Here is an 18,295-nt window from a genome sequence, read left to right on the forward strand (position 1 = left end):
TTTACCGCGCAGTCGCTGCTGTCAGCGCTGTTATGCCATTTTGAAAATTGGTTGTCTTAACTAGGCTCTGCCTCATTGCAGAGCCTATGCACAGGGGGAGAAGTCCCCCATTTGAATAACTTGAGCTGTATTACAGCGCTAGGAATAGACCCGCTAGCGTTGCACTCATCAAGTTAGCTAAAGAACCGGCGATAACTGCACGGATACCTAGCTTCGCTAAGTCATGGCGACGTGTTGGTGCCATAGCACCTAGTCCACCAAGTAAGATAGCGATTGAAGATAAGTTAGCAAAACCACATAGTGCGAATGAGATAATCGCTTTGGTGCGGTCAGACATCACTTCACCTGTAGCTTCAACCAAGATTCCGCCATCAGCAACATCTTTTAGGTATGGAGCAAAGTTTAGGTAAGCAACGAATTCGTTAACCACGATCTTTTGACCGATGAAAGAACCAGCAACAAGTGCTTCGTTCCAAGGTACACCGATTAGGAAAGCTAGCGGCATAAAGATGTAACCTAGGATAAGCTCTAGCGTTAGACCTTCTTGACCAACTAAACCACCAAGACCACCGATGATACCGTTAATCATCGCAATCAAACCAACGAATGCGAGTAGCATTGCACCAACGTTAAGTGCTAGGTGCATACCTGAAGAAGCACCTGCTGCAGCTGCGTCTAGTACGTTTGCTGGCTTATCAGGATCTTCTGGAAGCTCGTCCATTTCATTAACGGTCGCTTCAGTTTCAGGGTGCATTAGCTTGGCCATTAATAGACCACCAGGTGCTGCCATGAATGATGCGGCAACTAGGTACTCAATCGGTACACCCATCTGCGCGTAACCTGCTAGTACAGAGCCCGCGATAGAAGCTAGACCACCAACCATAATGGCAAATAGCTCAGACTGAGTCATTGTGGCGATAAACGGACGAACCACAAGTGGTGCCTCTGTTTGACCAACGAAGATGTTCGCTGTCGCTGACATTGATTCTGTACGGCTAGTACCTAATGCTTTTTGTAGACCACCACCGATAATACGGATAACCCACTGCATGATACCTAGGTAGTAAAGTACGGCGATTAGAGAAGAGAAGAAAACGATAACTGGCAGAACGTTAACTGCGAAGATGAAACCAACTTTAAAGTTAGCTAGATCACCAAACAGGAAGCCAATACCGTTTTGCGCGTAACCGATAACGCTTGATACGCCATCTGAAACGCTTTGAAGAATATCTTTACCAATTGGAACGTATAGAACAAAACCAGCAAAAAACGCTTGAATTGCAAGTGCACCGAAAACGGTACGTGGATTAATCGCTTTTCTGTCAGTTGATAACAGGAAACCGATTGCAAGTAGGGTGACCACCCCTACCAAGCTCATTAGTATATTCATTAACCATCACCCTATTGTTAACACTTTTTAATTATGTTGTTAAGCAACCTCATTTTCGAAAACGATTATACCCAACGTGGTGGTGAAAATCGTCGTTTTGATCAAGTTTTTGAAGTTTTATTTCAACGTCTTAGTCACAAATTATGATGCGATTTACATCTGTTTTTTCAAAAAAAATTTAGAGGTCAAAGAGTTGCACAGTGTTACAAAACACGTGTTCTGAAACTAGAACAGCAGATTTTTTTTGTAAATTCGCTATTTTCTTAATTAGCAATGGCAAAATAAGGCCAAAATGTGGGTCATTTAAGGTTTTTGTGGTCTGTTCAACTGCGTTGACCTGTGCAATATCAGTCTCGATCACTAAACAATCTAGCGGCACATCTTGAATCACCTGTTGCAATTTCTTTGCATTTTCATTCAGCAGTATTGCACCAATACCCAACTTGAAACCCAAACGTATATAGCGTGTTGCTAATTCAGGACTGCCATAGAAGCCATGAATCACTCCGCCACGGCAAAGTTCAGCTTGTTCGACGAGTTTTAGCACCTGTTCATGGGCTTTCACAGCATGGATGATAACTGGCAAATTGTACTGTTTTGCTAGTGCCAATTGCGCACTAAAGCTGTGCAGTTGCCAATCAAAATTGTCGCGATAGTTGCCATCTAGGCCACATTCACCGATAGCCACCAATCGACTACGGGTCCGTGATTCTTCCGCTAACTGCGTAGCTAACTCGCTTATCTGCTGCTGCCAGTGCTGCTTGACATACCAAGGGTGGATCCCCAAAGAAAAAGCGTAGCCAAATTGATTAGCGACTTGCAACTGCCTAGACCACAGCGAAGGCTCCACTGCGGGAATAATGGCACCGTTAATCCCCTGTTCCTGCATGAGTGCCGCCAATAAGCTTAACTGGTGCGGATCGTTAATATTATCAAGATGGATATGGCTATCGATCATCGCTGCTATTGATTGCTCGGTCACACAGACTCCCAAGGTTCAGCCGTTAAATTGGCGAGATAACATTAGTTTAGTGAATTACGGACATAAAAAAAGCAGACAAGTCTGCTTTTTTTATCACATCACTGAGCGCTTCACTCAGTGATTTGTCTACTTAGCTTAGTTTTCTCGAGTCTTAGCAAAGTCGATGTCTGGGTAACGCTCCATCGATAAGTTTAGGTTTACCATCGTTGGCGCGATATAAGTCAGGTTATCACCGCCATCGAGTGCTAAGTTGTTGCTGCACTTACGCTTAAACTCTTCAAGTTTCTTATGATCGTCACAATAAACCCAACGCGCTGTTGCTACGCTGATTGCCTCATAAATGGCTTCAACCTTATATTCAGATTGCAAACGCGCCACGACCACCTCAAACTGCAACACCCCGACCGCACCCACAATCAAATCATTGCTGTCTAGCGGACGGAATACCTGTACCGCTCCCTCTTCAGATAGCTGCACTAAGCCTTTAAGCAATTGCTTCTGCTTTAGCGGATCTTTCAATCGAATGCGACGGAACATCTCTGGCGCAAAGTTAGGTACACCGGTAAAACGTAACTTCTCACCTTGGGTAAAGGTATCACCAATACGAATAGTACCGTGGTTATGTAGACCGATAATGTCACCAGGGTAAGCCGCCTCTGCGCGGTTACGATCGCCAGCCATAAAGGTTAACGCATCGCTGACGTTTATATCTTTACCTAAACGAACATGGTGCATTTTCATACCCTGTTCATAGCGTCCTGAACAAATGCGCATAAAGGCTACACGGTCACGGTGTTTAGGGTCCATATTTGCTTGGATCTTAAATACAAAACCGCTGAACTTAGCTTCACTAGGTTCAATATCACGTACATCAGATTCACGCGGTTGCGGGGTTGGTGCCCATTCAACGATGCCATCAAGGATATGATCAACACCAAAGTTACCCAGTGCAGTACCAAAAAACACCGGTGTCAGCTCACCCTTCAAGAAAGCTTGGTGGTCAAATTCATGGGATGCGCCAACGACGAGTTCCATCTCTTCGCGAATTTCTTCAGCGTAGCTGCCGATTGCTTCATCCAGCTCAGGATTATCCAACCCCTTAATGATTCGAGAGTCTTGGATGGTGTGACCCATACCATTTTGATACAAAATGACTTCGTCACGTAGTAAGTGATACACACCTTTAAACTCTTTACCCGCACCAATAGGCCAAGTAATCGGTGCACAAGCGATGTTAAGTACTTCTTCTACTTCGTCCATCAGTTCAATAGGATCGCGAATATCACGGTCCAATTTGTTCATGAAGGTCACGATTGGCGTATCACGTAAACGGGTCACTTCCATCAACTTAATGGTACGTTGCTCTACACCTTTTGCTGAGTCGATGACCATGAGGCAAGAGTCAACAGCGGTTAGTGTACGATAAGTATCTTCAGAGAAATCTTCGTGACCTGGTGTATCTAGCAGGTTAACCAAAGCATCATTGTAGGGAAATTGCATCACAGAGGTGGTGATTGAAATACCACGATCTTTTTCCATTTCCATCCAGTCAGACTTAGCATGTTGACCAGACTTTTTCCCTTTGACGGTCCCCGCTTTTTGTAACGCGTTGCCGAACAACAACACCTTTTCGGTGATGGTGGTTTTACCGGCATCGGGGTGAGAAATAATGGCGAAAGTACGACGCTTATCGACTTCTACTTTATAGCCTGACATGAGTACCTGCAGATAGTTGAATTTGACAAAGTCGGCAATTATAGCGCTTAGCTTTTCTAATGGCTAGGACATGGGCCCTTAAATACAATAAACCCCAGCGCGGTAGCAACTGGGGCCAGGTTAAGACTGGTGATACACACTCGTTATTGAGCGGCGTTAACTTGTTCACCAATTTTTGCTAATTCTACTCGTGCGTAGCGATGTTCAACAAAATCATAAATATTGGTGGCTAACGCTAATCGATAATAGTTTGCCGCATCATTCAGCTCGCCCTGTTTCTGGGCAACTTTAGCCATGTAAAAGTATGCCTCACATAAACGCTCAGCGTACTCATTGGGATTAGTTAACCCCTGCTTTGCTAATGTAAAGACTTGCTCTTTAGTTAGCTTGCCAAGATAGTAGTCAACTAAGGTACTAGCCCAAGCAGAATCAGCGAGTTGTGTGCGGTTGTATTGTAATCGCGCTTTGGCCTCCGCCTCATTGACTTCGCTTTCGGTAATATACAACCATAAAGCACGGTAGCCATCTTGCTGGTCACCGTCGAAAAAAGCTTCCATATCGGCAACGGCTAACTGGTTACGCTGGCCATAATAGAGCGCGATACCGCGATTAAGGAAAGCATAATCATAATTTGGCGCCAGCTCTAACACGGCGTCAAAAGCTTCATAGGCACTATCAAACTCGCCTTCTTGGGTGTAGTAGATCCCCAGAAAATTGTACGCGTCTGCCAGGTTAGGCTGCAACTTCAGTGCTTGATGAAAGTCAATACGGCTTAAAATACGTAAGCCAACACTGTCATAAATCACCCCACGGTCATAATGAAAACGTGCACGTTGCTCAGCGGTCAATTCCGCAGAAGTTAAAATTTCATTGAGGCGAGCCAATGTCACTTCCAATTTATAATCAGGCATTACCGGCGCGACCATGACCTTGCCATTGTCGGCACTGTCAGACTGAGTAGACACACACCCAGTTAATAATACGCTTACACCGGTCATAAGCACGATGGCAACGGTACGTAATTTTTGATTCATCCATTTAACCTTATGAATTTAACTGCAACCTCAATCATAGCAACCTCTCTAGACGACGGCTATCTACTAGGATAAAAAATCACTAAAAATAGTTAATCTTAAAGCAGTTATCGCTACTTTTGTCTAAAACTTATTATATTGACCACGCAGCCTGCCCTGAGTTGCAACGACAATAATAAAAACTTCAATAAACCGCGATAGGCTCACTATTTATCTATAAAGAGATAAGCCACATAGGTGTCGCTAAAAATCAGCCAATAAAAAAGGAGGCCTAAGCCTCCTTTATTACGTGTAAATCCAAATTACTCAGCAGCTGGTGCTGGCTCTTCAGATTTAGGTGCAGCTTCTTTCATAGAAAGACGTACACGACCTTGGCGGTCAACTTCCATCACCTTCACTTTCACTTCTTGACCCACTTCTAGGTAGTCAGACACGTTTGCAACGCGCTCTTCAGCGATTTGTGAGATATGAACTAGGCCATCTTTACCTGGTAGAATAGTCACGAATGCACCGAAGTCTACGATACGTACAACTTTACCATTGTAGATTGTGCCCACTTCAACTTCAGCAGTGATCTCTTCAATACGACGAATCGCTTCTTTCGTTGCTTCGCCATTAGCAGAAGCAATCTTAACGGTACCGTCATCTTCAAGTTCAATCGTAGTGCCAGTCTCTTCGGTAAGTGCACGAATAGTTGCACCGCCTTTACCGATAACATCACGAATTTTCTCTGGGTTAATCTTAAGCGTAGTGATACGTGGAGCGTGATCAGAGATATCTTCACGGTGACCATCAATAGCTTGGTCCATAACGTTTAGGATATGAACACGTGCGCCATAGGCTTGCTGTAGCGCAATCTGCATGATCTCTTTAGTGATACCTTCAATCTTGATATCCATCTGCAGAGCAGTAATACCATCACGAGTACCGGCTACTTTAAAGTCCATATCACCTAAGTGATCTTCATCGCCTAAGATGTCAGATAGAACAACGAAATCATCGCCTTCTTTAACTAGACCCATTGCAATACCAGCAACAGAAGACTTAATTGGTACACCTGCATCCATCAATGCTAGTGAAGTACCACAGACTGACGCCATAGAGCTTGAACCGTTAGATTCAGTGATTTCCGATACAACACGTACGCTGTATGGGAACTCTTCAGCACTAGGCATAACGGCATTGATACCACGCCAAGCTAACTTACCGTGACCGATTTCACGACGCTTAGGTGAACCAACCATGCCAGTTTCACCAACTGAGTATGGAGGGAAGTTATAATGAAGCATGAAGCGGTTAGTGTATTCGCCCATGATGCTATCAATCTTCTGTGCGTCACGCTCAGTACCAAGTGTACAAGTTACTAGTGCTTGAGTTTCACCACGAGTAAACAGTGAGCTACCATGAGTACGTGGTAGAACGCCAGCCATCACGTTTAGTGCACGAACCATGTCTGGCTCACGGCCGTCGATACGTGGGTTACCAGCGATGATACGGCTACGTACCACTTTCTTCTCTAGGCTACCTAAAAGGCCGTCGATTTCACGAGAATCCGCTTCTGGGTTCTCAGCAAGTAACGCTTCTTTAGCAGCGGCTTTAACAACACCAACTTGTGCGTAGCGATCTTGCTTAACTTCAATTTGGTAAGCTTCAGTAAGACCGGCTTCAGCCAAATCTTTAATCTTTGCAACTAGGTCTTGGTCTTGAACTGGCGCAGTCCATTCCCAATCAGGCTTGTTGACTTCAGCTTTAAGCTCTTTAATAGCATTGATAACAACTTGCTGTTGATCATGACCGTATACAACCGCACCTAACATCACTTCTTCAGGCAGTGCACTTGCTTCTGACTCAACCATCAATACTGCGCTTTCTGTACCAGCAACTGACAGCTCAAGCTGGCTGTTCTCTAGTTGAGAAACCGTTGGGTTTAAGATGTACTCGCCATCAACATAACCCACACGAGCTGAACCTAGTGGACCATTAAATGGAATACCAGAAATAGACAGTGCCGCAGAAGTACCAATCATTGAGATAACTTCAGGGCTAATTTCTGGGTCAACAGATACCACGGTGATGATAACCTGAACTTCGTTTTTAAATCCGTTAGGGAATAAAGGACGAATTGGACGGTCAATTAGTCGCGCTGTTAGTGTTTCGCCTTCACCTGGACGACCTTCACGCTTAAAGAAACCACCAGGGATCTTACCTGCTGCATATGTTTTTTCCTGGTAATTAACGGTTAGCGGGAAAAAGTCACGGCCTGGCTCTTCAAATTTTTTGCCAACAACGGTAACAAGTACTGTTGTATCACCCATACTTGCCAAAACAGCTGCATCTGCTTGACGTGCAATAACCCCAGTCTCAATAGTGACTGTGTGCTGACCATATTCAAAACTCTTTACGATTGGATTCACGTGAACCATTCCTTAATATTTAATTACCTTTGATTACGCGCGTAAGTATACTGCACATTTGCTAGATAGATAAAGGGCACATATTAATGACAAAGAGAAATCTTTTCTCTAAAGTAGGTAGCTGGACTAAAGTTTTTGTTGTGAAGTCGGTGATTTTAGGGTTTAAATAACAATTCAGTAACAGTCAAAGGACGGGATACATGAGCGCCAGCTTTAAATCTCTCACATGGAAGCAGACAAGTTTAGTTGTTTTCTCTGCACTTTTTTTCGCGATAGCGATTTTTATCGTTGAAATTGCGCTTGTGGGTGTTTCTGCTCGGCAACAACTAATTGAAGCCCAAAATGAACTGTTAAACTCTGTTGAACAACCTACAGCTAATGCCGTCTGGGCACTCGATGATAACTTAGCCAAACAAACCCTCGAAGGCGTATTGAAAGTCGAGCATGTCGGCTCATCGGTGATTGAACTGGATGACGGCTCCATGTTTGTGTCAATCAGTAATCCGCAAAGCAGTAATGACCTGTTTAAAGATTTAAGCAGTAAATTATTTGGCGATTTAAAAGAGATATCGCGAACTTTATACCGACCATTCTATTTTGAAGGCACCGATAAACAACAAGTTATCGGCACACTTACCATATTTTATAATACCCAAGAACTGACTGATTCATTATTTTCACAGTTGCGCTTTAGTTTTCTTGCCACCTTGGCCAGGGCTCTGCTGATAACTTTAGTGCTATCGATAGTATTCCACCGTTTTCTTACCCAGCCGATTGCCAAAATTAGTGAAGCTATCGATAAGATTGAGCCCGAATCGCCCGATGAGAATTTACTGCCAGTTTCCAAAGCGCACCAAGATGATGAATTAGGCTTAGTGACATCAAAATTTAACCAAATCTTAATCCAATTTGGTCAAACTCAAGCCAAATTACGCAAAATGGCCACCCGAGATCCACTCACAGGTTTGCCCAATCGCACCCTACTTTTAGAAACCATTGCGGTCACTATCCAACGCGCTAGAGTGCACAAACAGCAATTTAGCATGATGTTTATCGACTTAGACCGCTTTAAAAACGTCAATGACTCTCTTGGTCATGCATTGGGCGATCAGTTCTTGGCACGAATTGCACGAGTGCTTGAACGCGTTGTGGGCGACCGCGGCACCGTTGCACGTTTAGGCGGCGATGAATTTGTTGTTCTAGCAGATGATGTGAAAACCCCAGATCAAGCAGCAGACTTTGTCGATAAGCTGTTATTAGAGCTCAATACCCCCATGCAGCTCAACGAGCATACCATTCACCCTGCGGCGTCAGTGGGTATCTCAATTTATCCTGACGATGGCCTCAGTGCCGAGGATTTAATTCGTCACGCCGATATCGCCATGTACAGTGCAAAAGCCGCAGGCTCTAACCAATGGGCGTTCTTTAAGCAGCAAATGACCGAGCGCGCAGCGGTACGTTTACGTACGGAAGCGTCACTGCATGATGCATTGCGCAATGAAGAGTTTTTACTGCACTTTCAACCTAAGTTTGATATTAAAACCGGTGAAGTTATCGCTTGTGAAGCACTTATTCGCTGGCAAAAAGATGGCCGCTTAATCAGCCCGATGTCTTTCATACCGGTTGCTGAAGAAACCGGCATCATCATCCCTCTAGGCCGCTGGGTTATTGAACAAGCCTGTAAAACCATTAAATCCTGGCAGCAACGCTATAATTTTGCCTTACCCATCGCGGTAAATGTCGCGTCGCAACAGTTTGCTGACGCCAGTTTAGTTCCAGACATTAAACAGTTGTCACTTAGGTATCAGATCGATCCCAACTTACTTGAAATAGAGATTACCGAAACCTCGTTAATGAATGACATTGAGCTAGCCATCAGTAAGCTAGAGCAGTTAAAAAGCGCGGGATTTGGTATTGCGGTTGATGATTTTGGTACCGGTTACTCTTCACTGTCATACCTGCGCCACCTGCCGATCACCACCATGAAGATTGACCGTTGCTTTGTGACAGACTTACCCCACGATAGCGCCATTGCATCGACTATTTTGATGTTAGGAAAGCAGTTGGACTTAAACATTGTCGCTGAAGGGATTGAAAACAAACAACAGTTAGATTGGCTAAAAGACAAAGACTGTCAAATAGGACAAGGTTTTTACTTTAGTCAGCCACTGACACAAGAAGACTTCGAAAACCAATACATTAAAACCCAAACGGCCTCCATTAGCCGCATATAATAACTCTGCCCGCAATCATATAGTTAGCCTGTAAAAACTGATTTGAGTTTTGAGATTTGAACGCCTACCGGATTTAAAAGGCTAGCTACGTAACCTGCGTAACCTCCATAACAGGCCCTTCCCACAATCGCCACTTGCCACTCAACTAACCGTTATCATGGCAACATCTAGTGCTGTCCGCCAATGATAAAGTCATGCAACAGCTGCTGTTTTGATGAGCTAAACACCAAATTTCAGACACAAAAAAGGAGGCCTAAGCCTCCCCTTTGTATCTACAGCACTAATGCAATATTAGCGACGTAGACCTAGCTTTTTGATAAGCTCTTGGTAGCGAACGTTTTCAGTACGCTTAAGGTAAGCTAGAAGCTTACGACGAGAGCTAACCATACGAAGCAGACCACGACGTGAGTGGTGATCGTGGATGTGCTCTTTAAAGTGACCTTGCAGATGGTTAATCTGTGCAGTTAAAAGAGCTACCTGAACCTCAGTAGAACCAGTGTCGTTTTCACCACGACCGAATTCAGCCAAGATTTTTGCTTTTGCTTCTGTACTTAGTGACATGTTTTTCTCCAAAATAGTAAATATGCTTTAGCCGATCACTAACTCAGCCAAAGAGAGCGCGGTATAATACCTATTATAACGCTAATACGCAAGCTTAAGCTGGCGTTGCAGCGCGCTTTATTCCGCTGGGGTTTCTCTAACGACAATCAGCCGTTTAGGTGCGAGCAAACCATCATTGTTCATCTCGCCAATGCCAACAAACTTACGTGCTTCACCTAAGGTAATACGCACAAGTTCATCTACTGGCAAATTGGCAACGGTAACAGGATTACCATTCATTAAATACGGGCTTAGCTCGTCAGACACATTGATCTCTTTTAGGTCGCTTACCGCGGTATCCATAGGTAGCAACAATGGATCTAATACAGTTTTAGGTGCGACCTCACGCTCTTGCGCATCGGCAAGCATTGCTTCTAACTGCGCTAGATTCACCATTTTGTCATAAGGGTAACCAGCGACCTGTGTGCGCCTAAGCATGATAACGTGCGCCCCACAACCTAACATCTCGCCAAGATCGTCAGTGATGGTCCGAATGTAAGTGCCTTTAGAGCAATGAATATCTAAAGTCAGCTCATCGCCTTCAAGCTTAATAAAGTTAAGCTCAAAGACAGTAATCGGCCGAGCCTCACGAGGCACTTCTATTCCTTCGCGCGCGTACTTATATAAAGGCTGGCCTTGATATTTCAGCGCTGAAAACATAGAAGGCACTTGCATAGTCTCACCACGAAAGTGCTCTAATGCTTGCTCTAACTGCTGCTGAGTGAAGTTTAGCGGCCGCTCTTGCACCACTTCGCCATCAGAGTCACTCGTGTCGGTTCTAACGCCCAATTTAGCCGTGACTAGATAGCGCTTATCTGCATCTAACAGATGCTGAGAGAACTTCGTCGCTTCACCTAGGCAGATAGGCAGCATCCCAGTTGCTAATGGATCTAGTGCACCAGTATGTCCTGCTTTGGCAGCATTGAAGATGCGCTTGACTCGCTGCAACGCAAAATTGGAACTCATGCCGGTATCTTTGTCTAGTAAGACGATACCATCAACAAAACGCCCCCGAGGTTTACGTGCCATTACTGTTTATCCTGGTCCGTATCATCAACATGCTTATTGGCTTTCGCTTCGTCGTCGTTAATGACTTTAGTCACTAAGTTTGACATGCGCATCCCTTCTACCAATGACGAGTCATAAATAAAACGAATTTCAGGCATTACGCGCAGCTTCATGCGCCCTGCAACCAAAGAGCGCACATATCCCGCCGCACTTTCTAGTGCTTCAAGTTTCTGCTGTACAACTTCTGGATCTTCTTCGAAGAAGGTGACGTATACTTTTGCGTAATTTAAGTCACGAGATACGTCAACATCGTTGACCGTGACCATGCCCACACGGGGGTCTTTAATATCGCGTTGTAGCACTTGCGCAAGTTCTTGCTGCAACTGCTGAGCGATGCGTCGAGTTCGACTAAATTCTTTTGCCATTATCTTTTGCCATTTTATCTTACAGACAAAAAAGGCGGCTAATGCCGCCCCTTTTATTCGATTATAAGGTTCGAGCGATTTCTATCGTTTCGAAGACCTCAATCTGGTCGCCAACTTTAACGTCATTATAGTTCTTAACGCCGATACCACACTCCATGCCGTTACGCACTTCGGTAACATCGTCTTTAAAGCGACGTAGTGATTCTAGCTCACCTTCGTAGATAACTACGTTTTCACGTAGTACACGGATTGGCGCGCTACGTTTAATGGTACCTTCGGTAACCATACAACCAGCAATAGCACCAATCTTAGGCGACTTGAACACATCACGAACTTCAGCAAGACCGATAATCTCTTGCTTAAATTCTGGAGACAGCATGCCGCCCATTGCTGACTTAACTTCGTCAATCAGGTCATAAATGACGCTGTAGTAACGTAGGTCTACACTTTCTGCTTCAATGGTCTTACGTGCTTGTGCATCGGCACGAACGTTAAAGCCAACCATGATTGCGTTAGATGCTGCAGCAAGTGTTGCATCTGTTTCAGTCAGGCCACCCACACCGCGAGCGATGATGTTAACTTTCACTTCGTCAGTAGACAGCTTGTTAAGCGAATCAGCAATTGCTTCAAGTGAACCTTGAACGTCAGCTTTAAGTACTAAGTTTAGTTCCTGAACTTCGCCTTCAACCATGTTAGCAAACATGTTTTCAAGCTTAGACTTCTGCTGGCGCGCCAGCTTAACATCACGGAACTTGCCTTGACGATAAAGTGCTACTTCACGGGCTTTACGCTCATCACGTACAACTGTTGCTTCATCACCTGCAGATGGCACACCTGATAGACCTAAAATCTCAACAGGAATAGATGGACCCGCTTCGGTAATCGCGCGGCCATTCTCATCTTTCATTGCACGAACTTTACCGTACTCAAGACCACATAACACGATGTCGCCTTGCTTAAGCGTACCTTCTTGAACCAATACTGTTGCTACAGGGCCGCGGCCTTTATCAAGCTTAGACTCAACAACAACACCAGCAGCCATACCTTCACGTACTGCCTTAAGCTCAAGTACTTCGGCTTCTAGTAAGATACCTTCTAGTAGCTCATCGATACCTTCGCCAGATTTCGCAGAAACGTGAACAAACATGTTCTCGCCGCCCCACTCTTCTGACATCACGCCGTGTTGTGACAGCTCAGTCTTAACACGATCCGGATCCGCTTCTGGCTTATCAATCTTGTTCACTGCAACAATCAGTGGTACACCACCGGCTTTTGCGTGTTGAATCGCTTCGATAGTCTGTGGCATTACGCCATCATCTGCAGCAACAACCAAGATAACAATATCGGTTGCCTTAGCACCACGAGCACGCATTGCGGTAAACGCGGCGTGACCTGGGGTATCTAAGAAGGTGATCATGCCATTGTCAGTTTCAACATGGTATGCACCGATATGCTGGGTAATACCACCGGCTTCGCCAGAGGCAACTTTTGCAGCACGAATATAATCAAGTAGTGAAGTTTTACCATGGTCAACGTGACCCATGATGGTTACTACTGGCGCACGCGGCTCTACTGATACACTGTCATCACGATCAGATAGTACTTGATGCTCTAGCTCGTTTTCACGAGTTAGTACCACTTTATGACCCATCTCTTCTGCAACCATTTGGGCAGTTTCTTGGTCAAGTACTTGGTTGATGGTAACCATCGAACCCATCTTCATCATTTGCTTAATGATTTCAGTCGCTTTAACTGCCATTTTCTGTGCCAGTTCAGCAACAGTTACAGTTTCGCCAATGCTAACATCACGGGTTACCGCTGCAGCTGGCTTGTTAAAGCCATGGTCCATAGATTCAGGCGCATTGCGTGAATTACGGCTATTGCGGCCACCACGATTATCTCTGCCACCACGCTTCTTATTACCGGCTTTGTTAGCAGGTTTGCGTTGACGACGACCACGTTTTTCAGCGTTCATGTCAGCGGTGTCTTCTGCTGCACGGGCTTCGGTTGACGTAGTGATATGGTGATCAGCACTTTTCTCTGATTCTTTACGTTGACGTTCTTCTTCCGCCCAACGCTTTTCGTTCTCTTCAGCAAGACGACGCGCTTCTTCAGCAGCCGCTTTAGCTTCTTCATCAGCTTTAGCTTTCGCTGCCGCTTCTTGAGCTGCTAATAAACGTGCTTCTTCAGCTCTAGCCGCTTTTTCTTCTGCAGTTTCTTCTACCGCAGGTGCTGCTTTAGCTTCTTTTTCAGCTTCCGCTTTGGCTTTAGCTTTGGCTTCTTTCTCAGCCTTAGCTTTTGCGTCAGCTTCTGCTTTAGCTTTGGCATCAGCTTCGGCTTTTGCCTTCGCTTCTGCTTCAGCTTTAGCTTGGGCTTCTGCCGCTGCTTTCGCTTCAGCTTCTGCAGCAGCTTGTGCTTCAGCTTCAGCTGCTGCATCGCGCTTCACGAAAGTACGCTTTTTGCGCACTTCCACTTTAACGTCTTTAGATTGTCCACCGCTACCAGCGACACTGAGTGTCGATACTGATTTACGTTGCAGTGTCATCTTAGTCGGTGTGGTTTCACCACCATGTTGTTTTTTCAAAAAATCCAAAAGCTGCTGCTTTTCCTGTTCGGATACAGTATCAGATTTTGTTTTCTTAATACCTGCATCAGCAAACTGCTCAACCAAGCGGTCAGCACTTTTTCCAACTTCTGAGGCCAGTTTTTCTACTGTAGTATCTGCCATTTATTCAATCCCCTCTGCTGATCGACTTATGCTTCTTCGCCAAACCAACAGATATTACGGGCTGCCATAATGAGCTCACCAGCCTTCTCTTCTGTTAATTCTTCAATCTCGATCAAATCATCAATGCCTTGTTCGGCTAAATCTTCTAATGTCACCACACCTTGGCTTGCTAATACGTAAGCAAGGTGTTTTTCAAGCCCTTCAAGCGCTAATAAGTCTTCGCTAGGCTCTGCCCCATCTAAGGCTTCTTCGGTTGCTAGCGCACGTGTAGAAATAGCGGCTTTAGCACGCTCACGTAATGCTTCAACGATATCTTCATCAAAACCATCAATGTCTAGCAACTCAGACTCTGGCACGTAGGCGATCTCTTCTAATGAAGTAAAACCTTCATCTGCAAGTACCTGTGCAAAATCTTCATCAACGTCCAGTGACTCAACAAATAAGTTAATCACTTTCGCGCTTTCTGCTTGGTGCTTAGCTTTCATGTCATCAACTGTCATGACGTTCAGTTCCCAACCAGATAGTTGAGTGGCTAGACGTACATTTTGTCCGTTACGACCAATCGCTTGCGCTAAGCTATCCGCCTCAACAGCAATATCCATTGAGTGGTTATCTTCGTCGACAATGATTGACGCTACGTCAGCAGGTGCCATGGCGTTAATCACAAACTGTGCTGGGTTATCATCCCACATCACGATATCAACGCGCTCACCGCCCAATTCATTTGAAACGGCTTGAACACGTGCTCCACGCATACCAACGCAAGCACCGATAGGGTCGATACGACGATCGTTTGATTTAACCGCAATTTTCGCACGAGAACCTGGATCACGAGCTGCGCCCATGATTTCAATCATCTCATCCTGAATTTCTGGTACTTCAACACGGAACAGCTCGATAAGCATGTCTGGTTTAGTACGAGTTAAAAACAGCTGTGCACCACGTGCTTCTGGGCGTACTGCATAAAGCAACGCACGAACACGGTCACCTGGGCGGAAGCTTTCACGTGAAATCAGATCTTCTTTAAACAATACCGCGTCCGCGTTATTACCCAAATCAACCACGACACTTTCACGATTACTCTTCTTCACCACACCGGTGATTAGCTCGCCTTCTTTATCACGGAACTGATCAACAATCTGAGCACGCTCAGCTTCACGTACTTTTTGTACGATCACTTGTTTAGCAGTTTGCGTGGTAATACGGTCAAATACGACTGACTCGATCTCATCTTCGATGTAACCACCGACTTCAATCTCTGGATCTTCGAATTTAGCCGCTTCTAAAGTGATTTCACGAAATGGGTTTTCTAATGCTTCACCATTATCTTCAATCACCATCCAACGTCTAAACGTCTCGTATGCACCGGTCTTACGGTCGATAGCGACACGAACTTCAATATCGCCTTCGTACTTTTTCTTGGTTGCGGTGGCTAGCGCAATTTCCAACGCTTCAAAAATCTTCTCGCGAGGTACAGCCTTCTCATTTGAAACCGCCTCAGCGACTAGCAGAATCTCTTTATTCATTCTCTTGCCTCGTTCACCTTGAATCCATCAAAACTTAGCGATTAAGTTGCCTTTACGGATATTATCCAGAGCAACCATCAGTTCGTTCCCATCGACGTTAATAGTGAGCATTTGCCCCTCTACTGCGACAACGGTACCTTTTAAATTACGACTGCCCGCTACAGGCATAGTCAATTGGGTCTTTACTGTCTCACCGATGTATGTCGCATACTGTTCAGCTTTAAATAGCGGACGGTCAACACCTGGTGATGAAACTTCTAATGTATATTCGGTAGATATTGGGTCCTCAACATCTAGAACCGCACTGACCTGACGGCTAACGTCGGCACAATCATCAACGAAAATACCTTTTTCGTTATCGATATATAATCTTAGGACTGAGTGCTTGCCTGCTTGCACATACTCTAAGCCCCATAATGTATGGCCAAATGCTTCAACTGGTGCGATAAGCATCTGTTCCAGTTTGCTTTCTAACGTTGCCAAAGGTGATCTCCCGAAAAACAAAAAAGGGCTTATAGCCCCTATACATCGCCGCCCGAAAGCGACATTTTCAAAAGTCCAGATAACAAAAAACCCCGTAATGACGAGGTTATCTATCTAAAACCTGAATCAATAGTAAAAGTCATTCACTATTGAGAAGCTGGTTGCGGGGGCCGGATTTGAACCGACGACCTTCGGGTTATGAGCCCGACGAGCTACCAAACTGCTCCACCCCGCGTCAACTGCTGCAAGTATAAGAACTATTGCCTTTACTTGCAATAACAAAGCAACTTGGTCACTGCTTTATTATCTCAACTTTCATATATACAAAAGTTGAAAATTTGGTGCGGATGGAGGGACTTGAACCCTCACGAGCATAGCTCACCACCCCCTCAAGATGGCGTGTCTACCAATTCCACCACATCCGCATCAATCTTTATGTAAAACTACTTTATTTGTAGGAGAGAGGACCCTACGGAGTTTTTACAATGGAGCCGAAGCCCCGTTTGCTTTACAACAAGATTAATCTGGAATCTTGTCTTCAGCTGGAGTGCTTTCAACTGCATCGGTCACTTGTTCAGTCACTTCTGCTGCACCCAAATCATTCCAAGCATCTTCACCTTTTGCGTGGTTTGCGCTTAAGTTACCAATGGTTAAACTTAATGCGAAAAACGCGATAGCTAAAATAGCTGTAGAACGAGTTAAAAAGTTACCTGAACCCGAAGACCCAAATAATGTTGCTGATGCACCAGCGCCAAATGAGGCACCCATGTCAGCTCCTTTACCTTGCTGGATTAGAATAAGTCCTACTAGACCAATCGCGACCAACAAGTATATAACCATTAGAATTTCGTACATATTATGCGCTCATTGCAATCGAACATAAACTTAAAAACTCGGTAGAGTTTAAGCTAGCACCGCCTATCAGTCCACCATCTACATCAGGTTGAGCAAATAGATCTGCTGCATTACTCGGTGTTACGCTACCACCGTACAAAATCCTGATATTTTCTCCAATAAATGGAGATACTTCAGAGAGGCGTTTGCGAATAAACGCATGAACTTCTTGAGCCTGCTCTGGCGTAGCGCTCTTACCGGTTCCTACAGCCCATAAAGGTTCGTAGGCGATAATTGCGTTATCAAATGCCATGGTGCCATTTTTCTCAATGACTACATCTAGCTCTTCGGCGATCACTTCGAAAGTGCGTCGAGCCTCGCGAGCTGGACCTGACTCACCTACACATAAGATAGGGGTCAAACCATGTTTTTGTGCTGCTGCAAATTTCTCTGCAACAATATCACTTGTCTCACCGTACATGCGACGACGTTCAGAGTGCCCAATAATCACATATCGGCAGCCTGAGTCTTTCAACATTTGGCCAGAAATCTCTCCGGTGTAAGCACCGAAATCATGTTGACTCAAATTTTGAGCCCCCATTCTAACAAGGCAGCCATTTAAGGCTTCTTTGTTAGCATCTAGCTGTTGACGCACGCTTTCTAGATAAATACTAGGCGGACACAAGACAACTTCTGCTGAATCATTCTGTAGCTTAGTAGCGAACTTGTTGAATAGTTCCTGCGCTAGCGGCGCATTACCATTCATTTTCCAGTTACCAGCCACCATAGGACGTCTAAGTGCCATCACGGTCTCCTCTGAAAGCGGCGTGAATAATAGCGAACCGCTTGAAAACTTACAATACCCAAAGGGCGAATTTTTCCGATAAAGGGTCGGAACGTCTACTTTTTATTCTTAATTGT

General features: G+C 44.9%; 14 protein-coding genes and 2 tRNA genes. 1 reads left to right on the top strand and 15 read right to left on the bottom strand.

Features of this window, described 5'->3' with window-relative positions; genetic code table 11:
• Nucleotides 1-130: 130 nt before the first annotated feature.
• From FLM48_RS15430 to pnp, 5 genes are all read right to left on the bottom strand, one after another.
• The gene (locus FLM48_RS15430) at nucleotides 131-1,390 is read right to left on the bottom strand and encodes a NupC/NupG family nucleoside CNT transporter (RefSeq protein ID WP_179025248.1); all 1,260 of its coding nucleotides are present in this window, start codon (nucleotides 1,388-1,390) and stop codon (nucleotides 131-133) included.
• A 178-nt stretch (nucleotides 1,391-1,568) separates the two neighbouring features.
• Entirely contained in the window at nucleotides 1,569-2,372 is an 804-nt protein-coding gene (locus FLM48_RS15435) for a TatD family hydrolase (RefSeq protein ID WP_179025249.1), read from the bottom strand.
• Nucleotides 2,373-2,507: 135 nt separating this feature from the next.
• Nucleotides 2,508-4,088, bottom strand: a complete 1,581-nt coding sequence (gene prfC, locus FLM48_RS15440) for a peptide chain release factor 3 (protein ID WP_028774546.1) — start codon at nucleotides 4,086-4,088, stop codon at nucleotides 2,508-2,510.
• A gap of 143 nt (nucleotides 4,089-4,231) precedes the next feature.
• A complete protein-coding gene (gene nlpI / locus FLM48_RS15445; RefSeq protein WP_179025250.1) occupies nucleotides 4,232-5,122 on the bottom strand; it encodes a lipoprotein NlpI in 891 nt (296 codons plus the stop codon).
• 302 nt (nucleotides 5,123-5,424) lie between these two features.
• Nucleotides 5,425-7,536, bottom strand: coding sequence for a polyribonucleotide nucleotidyltransferase (gene pnp, locus FLM48_RS15450; protein WP_028774548.1), 2,112 nt, complete (start codon nucleotides 7,534-7,536; stop codon nucleotides 5,425-5,427).
• A gap of 200 nt (nucleotides 7,537-7,736) precedes the next feature.
• On the opposite strand from pnp, the gene FLM48_RS15455 reads away from it, so the two are divergent.
• A complete protein-coding gene (locus FLM48_RS15455) occupies nucleotides 7,737-9,770 on the top strand; it encodes an EAL domain-containing protein (protein WP_179025251.1) in 2,034 nt (677 codons plus the stop codon).
• A gap of 291 nt (nucleotides 9,771-10,061) precedes the next feature.
• Here FLM48_RS15455 and rpsO read toward each other — a convergent pair whose 3' ends face one another.
• The 10 genes from rpsO to tpiA form a co-directional block, all read right to left on the bottom strand.
• Entirely contained in the window at nucleotides 10,062-10,331 is a 270-nt protein-coding gene (rpsO, locus tag FLM48_RS15460; protein ID WP_028774730.1) for a 30S ribosomal protein S15, read from the bottom strand.
• 117 nt (nucleotides 10,332-10,448) lie between these two features.
• On the bottom strand, nucleotides 10,449-11,399 hold the full coding sequence (gene truB / locus FLM48_RS15465; protein WP_179025252.1) for a tRNA pseudouridine(55) synthase TruB: 951 nt from the start codon (nucleotides 11,397-11,399) through the stop codon (nucleotides 10,449-10,451).
• A complete protein-coding gene (gene rbfA, locus FLM48_RS15470; RefSeq protein ID WP_028774728.1) occupies nucleotides 11,399-11,803 on the bottom strand; it encodes a 30S ribosome-binding factor RbfA in 405 nt (134 codons plus the stop codon). Before rbfA ends, truB begins: the two co-directional genes overlap by 1 nt.
• Before the next feature lie 61 nt (nucleotides 11,804-11,864).
• Nucleotides 11,865-14,531, bottom strand: a complete 2,667-nt coding sequence (gene infB, locus FLM48_RS15475) for a translation initiation factor IF-2 (protein ID WP_179025253.1) — start codon at nucleotides 14,529-14,531, stop codon at nucleotides 11,865-11,867.
• Between the two features lie 26 nt (nucleotides 14,532-14,557).
• Nucleotides 14,558-16,057: a transcription termination factor NusA gene (nusA, locus tag FLM48_RS15480; RefSeq protein ID WP_028774726.1), complete on the bottom strand. Its 1,500-nt coding sequence runs from the start codon at nucleotides 16,055-16,057 to the stop codon at nucleotides 14,558-14,560.
• A gap of 27 nt (nucleotides 16,058-16,084) precedes the next feature.
• A complete protein-coding gene (gene rimP, locus FLM48_RS15485; RefSeq protein ID WP_028774725.1) occupies nucleotides 16,085-16,540 on the bottom strand; it encodes a ribosome maturation factor RimP in 456 nt (151 codons plus the stop codon).
• A 158-nt stretch (nucleotides 16,541-16,698) separates the two neighbouring features.
• Nucleotides 16,699-16,775: transfer RNA gene (locus FLM48_RS15490), tRNA-Met, on the bottom strand.
• A 104-nt stretch (nucleotides 16,776-16,879) separates the two neighbouring features.
• Nucleotides 16,880-16,965: transfer RNA gene (locus FLM48_RS15495), tRNA-Leu, on the bottom strand.
• A gap of 94 nt (nucleotides 16,966-17,059) precedes the next feature.
• Complete coding sequence (secG, locus tag FLM48_RS15500; protein WP_028774724.1) at nucleotides 17,060-17,395, bottom strand: preprotein translocase subunit SecG; 336 nt, start codon at nucleotides 17,393-17,395, stop codon at nucleotides 17,060-17,062.
• A 1-nt stretch (nucleotide 17,396) separates the two neighbouring features.
• Nucleotides 17,397-18,179, bottom strand: coding sequence for a triose-phosphate isomerase (gene tpiA / locus FLM48_RS15505; protein ID WP_179025254.1), 783 nt, complete (start codon nucleotides 18,177-18,179; stop codon nucleotides 17,397-17,399).
• Nucleotides 18,180-18,295: the final 116 nt, after the last annotated feature.

The sequence above is a fragment of the Shewanella sp. Scap07 genome (genome assembly GCF_013394145.1).
GTDB classification, from domain to species: domain Bacteria; phylum Pseudomonadota; class Gammaproteobacteria; order Enterobacterales; family Shewanellaceae; genus Shewanella; species Shewanella waksmanii.

Coding starts and splice junctions, on each gene's coding strand:
- infB (WP_179025253.1), bottom strand. CDS start 14,531: ATGGCAGATACTACAGTAGAAAAACTGGCCTCAGAAGTTGGAAAAAGT.
- rpsO (WP_028774730.1), bottom strand. CDS start 10,331: ATGTCACTAAGTACAGAAGCAAAAGCAAAAATCTTGGCTGAATTCGGT.
- nusA (WP_028774726.1), bottom strand. CDS start 16,057: ATGAATAAAGAGATTCTGCTAGTCGCTGAGGCGGTTTCAAATGAGAAG.
- truB (WP_179025252.1), bottom strand. CDS start 11,399: ATGGCACGTAAACCTCGGGGGCGTTTTGTTGATGGTATCGTCTTACTA.
- rbfA (WP_028774728.1), bottom strand. CDS start 11,803: ATGGCAAAAGAATTTAGTCGAACTCGACGCATCGCTCAGCAGTTGCAG.
- tpiA (WP_179025254.1), bottom strand. CDS start 18,179: ATGGCACTTAGACGTCCTATGGTGGCTGGTAACTGGAAAATGAATGGT.
- prfC (WP_028774546.1), bottom strand. CDS start 4,088: ATGTCAGGCTATAAAGTAGAAGTCGATAAGCGTCGTACTTTCGCCATT.
- FLM48_RS15430 (WP_179025248.1), bottom strand. CDS start 1,390: ATGAATATACTAATGAGCTTGGTAGGGGTGGTCACCCTACTTGCAATC.
- FLM48_RS15455 (WP_179025251.1), top strand. CDS start 7,737: ATGAGCGCCAGCTTTAAATCTCTCACATGGAAGCAGACAAGTTTAGTT.
- nlpI (WP_179025250.1), bottom strand. CDS start 5,122: ATGAATCAAAAATTACGTACCGTTGCCATCGTGCTTATGACCGGTGTA.
- secG (WP_028774724.1), bottom strand. CDS start 17,395: ATGTACGAAATTCTAATGGTTATATACTTGTTGGTCGCGATTGGTCTA.